General features: G+C 32.1%; 4 protein-coding genes. 3 read left to right on the top strand and 1 reads right to left on the bottom strand.

All coding sequences use genetic code 11. The annotated features are described in order from the left end of the window. Positions 1 to 186 precede the first annotated feature (186 nt). Entirely contained in the window at positions 187 to 846 is a 660-nt protein-coding gene (locus tag AC1DTM_RS22265; RefSeq protein WP_477000897.1) for a protein kinase family protein, read from the top strand. A 269-nt stretch (positions 847 to 1,115) separates the two neighbouring features. Here AC1DTM_RS22265 and AC1DTM_RS22260 read toward each other — a convergent pair whose 3' ends face one another. Continuing rightward, positions 1,116 to 1,679: a GNAT family N-acetyltransferase gene (locus AC1DTM_RS22260; protein ID WP_199715748.1), complete on the bottom strand. Its 564-nt coding sequence runs from the start codon at positions 1,677 to 1,679 to the stop codon at positions 1,116 to 1,118. 464 nt (positions 1,680 to 2,143) lie between these two features. On the opposite strand from AC1DTM_RS22260, the gene AC1DTM_RS22255 reads away from it, so the two are divergent. After that, positions 2,144 to 2,272 (top strand): hypothetical protein, encoded by a 129-nt coding sequence (locus AC1DTM_RS22255; RefSeq protein ID WP_256416312.1) that lies wholly within the window; start codon positions 2,144 to 2,146, stop codon positions 2,270 to 2,272. A 189-nt stretch (positions 2,273 to 2,461) separates the two neighbouring features. Then, the gene (locus AC1DTM_RS22250) at positions 2,462 to 2,617 is read left to right on the top strand and encodes a hypothetical protein (protein WP_199715750.1); all 156 of its coding nucleotides are present in this window, start codon (positions 2,462 to 2,464) and stop codon (positions 2,615 to 2,617) included. Positions 2,618 to 2,631: the final 14 nt, after the last annotated feature.

The following is a 2,631-nucleotide window of genomic DNA, read 5'->3' as shown; positions in this document are numbered from 1 at the left end:
CAATAGTATATATTTGCGTAGAATATCCATTTTAAGATTTTGAAGTACCCCCCTAAATGAAAATTTTATTTCTCTAAAGTTAGTTACTTAGTGAAGTCTGCTCATTTTTTCGTATTAGGGAAGAAGGTACTTTTTAACTTGATGGGTATGGGGGGAACCCCTTTTAGCAAAACCGGAGTGGGAATGATGAGTATAAATAGTTTTGTGGGATTGATAAAGGACGAATTATTAAAAGAGGTAAGCATAAGAAGTGAGGATGAATTCGAGCCTGTAGTAGTTAAAGATATTCCTAGACTTTGGAAGTGTTTAGGGACAGGTAATTATGCCGCAGTATTTATGCACAAAGAATACAAAGATTGGGTAGTGAAAGTTTACGCGCGAGAAGGAGAAGGAATTGAAAAAGAGTCAGAAGTATACCGAAGAATCGGAAATCATCCTTCTTATTCGAATCTTATATATAAAGGGGGAAATTTCATAGTATTGAAACGTTTAAAAGAAATTACCTTATACGATGCTATTCATAAGGGGATTAAAATTCCTAAGMAGGTAATCCTTGATATCAATGAAGCTATAGAGTATGCAAGGGAACAAGGATTAACTCCTTGTGATGTTCACGGGAAAAATGTGATGATGGAAAACGGAAGGGGATATGTAGTCGATGTATCTGATTTCTTAAAAACAAAAGAAGATAGTAAGTGGAGAGACTTAGAAAAGGCATATTTCACCTTTTACTTGCCTTTCATTTATAAATTGCCTTTCCCTGTTAAAATACCGTATTTCATGTTAAACATTGTTCGACGTTCATATAGAAAATATAAGAAGCTTACAAAGAAATTCAAATTGTAAAAGGACCGTACATTTTAGATATGTCTAATATGTACGGTCCTAATTTTATAACTTCATGAAGTAATTTATTTATAAAATGATTGTAACATTTGTATATAATACTGATATTATTATGAGAAGTAAATATTCTTATTTTAATAGAAAATACCCATTTCAGTACATTTCATTTTAAACATATTGATGTACTATAGTTCTAAAMAAATCACAATAACGGATTAGAAGGGGAATAAACTATGTACACAGAATCAATTGAGTATTAAAATTTTAATCTAATTTACCTTTGCATAGATGCAGGTATCAGTTAGTTTTTTACCGTCAGCTGAAAGATCTTCATTACGTAATATCCCTTCAAGCTCAAAACCTAGTTTTTCAGGGATCGTACGACTTTTAGTGTTAGTAGATTCACATCTTATTTCAATCCTTCTAAATTTGAGTAACTGAAATCCAAGGTTTGTTAACTCACTTACTACCTCTGTCATATATCCATTGCCACTAAATTGCGTGTTAATCCAGTATCCAATTTCACATTTAGAAATTTTCCAATTAATTCCGTGAAGGCTAGCAGTTCCAATAAAATCATTAGTATCCTTATGATAGATAAGATAGCGAAAGCTTTCTCTTTTTAAAAAATCTATATGGGCATTTCTCAGGATAATTTCCGTTTCTTCAACAGTAGGGATTGACTGGAATAAAAGCAACCATTGTTTTAACTCATTAATTGAATCCTTAATAGCTTGGTGTACGACATTCCCGTCACCAGCTTGAAGTGGTGCTCGAAGAATTAGTCTGTCTGTTTCTATTTGTGACGGAACATCTAATAAAATAGAATTCATATCATTTCTCCTCTCGAAAACTTTAAATTATGACAGAATAAAAAAACTTTCACCCAAAAGAAATAATTCTTGAGGACGAGAGTTGCAATTTCGTGGTACATTATTATGATAAATAAATTAAAAAACACCCTATCTCACTAACAGGAGATCCCGTCACAGCATTACTATAAGTTATTACAGAACCGTGCGAAGCTCTTAGTCTCTTGATAGCAATACAGTAAAGCTTATCTCCCATAAAGGGCCTCCTGAAAATTAGTAAACAATAAATATATATTCAATTAATCACTTAGAAATCCCTTTTCACATATTGAAAACTAAACTGCCAGTTGGTACAAAAAAATGGCTACCGAAGCAGCCTTAGGTTATTMAACTAATGCATGCGTTAGTTGAATAAGGAATTATTATTTTTCATCTATTGGCTTCCAATTTTTATCTTTTGCATTTCTTAGCTTGATGGTGATGGGGTGGTACCCCTACTAGAAAAATTGTCTCCGCGTGAACGTGAAGAACTTGAAAAATTTAAAAAAGAAGCAATGGAAGAACCACCGGATTTCTTTGAATATATTCAGTCTATCGAAAAAGATAATAAATGATACATAATGCCTCCAACAGAATATTTATCAAATTGATAACACATGTATTCCTTTCGTTTTTTACAGAAATTGTAATGATGTAAGTATATGCATATAGAAGGGGAGGCATAGGTTCTATGAAAAATGTTAAGTTTTATGGGTTAATTCTAGCATTCATCTTGCTACTGGCAGCTTGTAGTAGTAATTCCTTTGAAGTTGAAGGATGATAAGAAGATTAAAAGTAAGTTAGAACAAACCGAAAATTTAAAGAAAGCGCAAGATGCTTTTGATAAACATAAAATCGGGAAAGCTATGAATAATGTTCAAAAGGCAAAAAGTGATGAAAATAAAGAATTAACAAAGTAATGCATTGCAAGGTG

The organism is Bacillus sp. P4_D3 (assembly GCF_056401855.1).
This window is presented reverse-complemented; position numbering and strand designations above follow the sequence as displayed.

What these genes read in the sequence shown, in the direction of transcription:
- AC1DTM_RS22260 (WP_199715748.1), bottom strand. Translation starts at nt 1,679, where the DNA reads ATGAATTCTATTTTATTAGATGTTCCGTCACAAATAGAAACAGACAGA.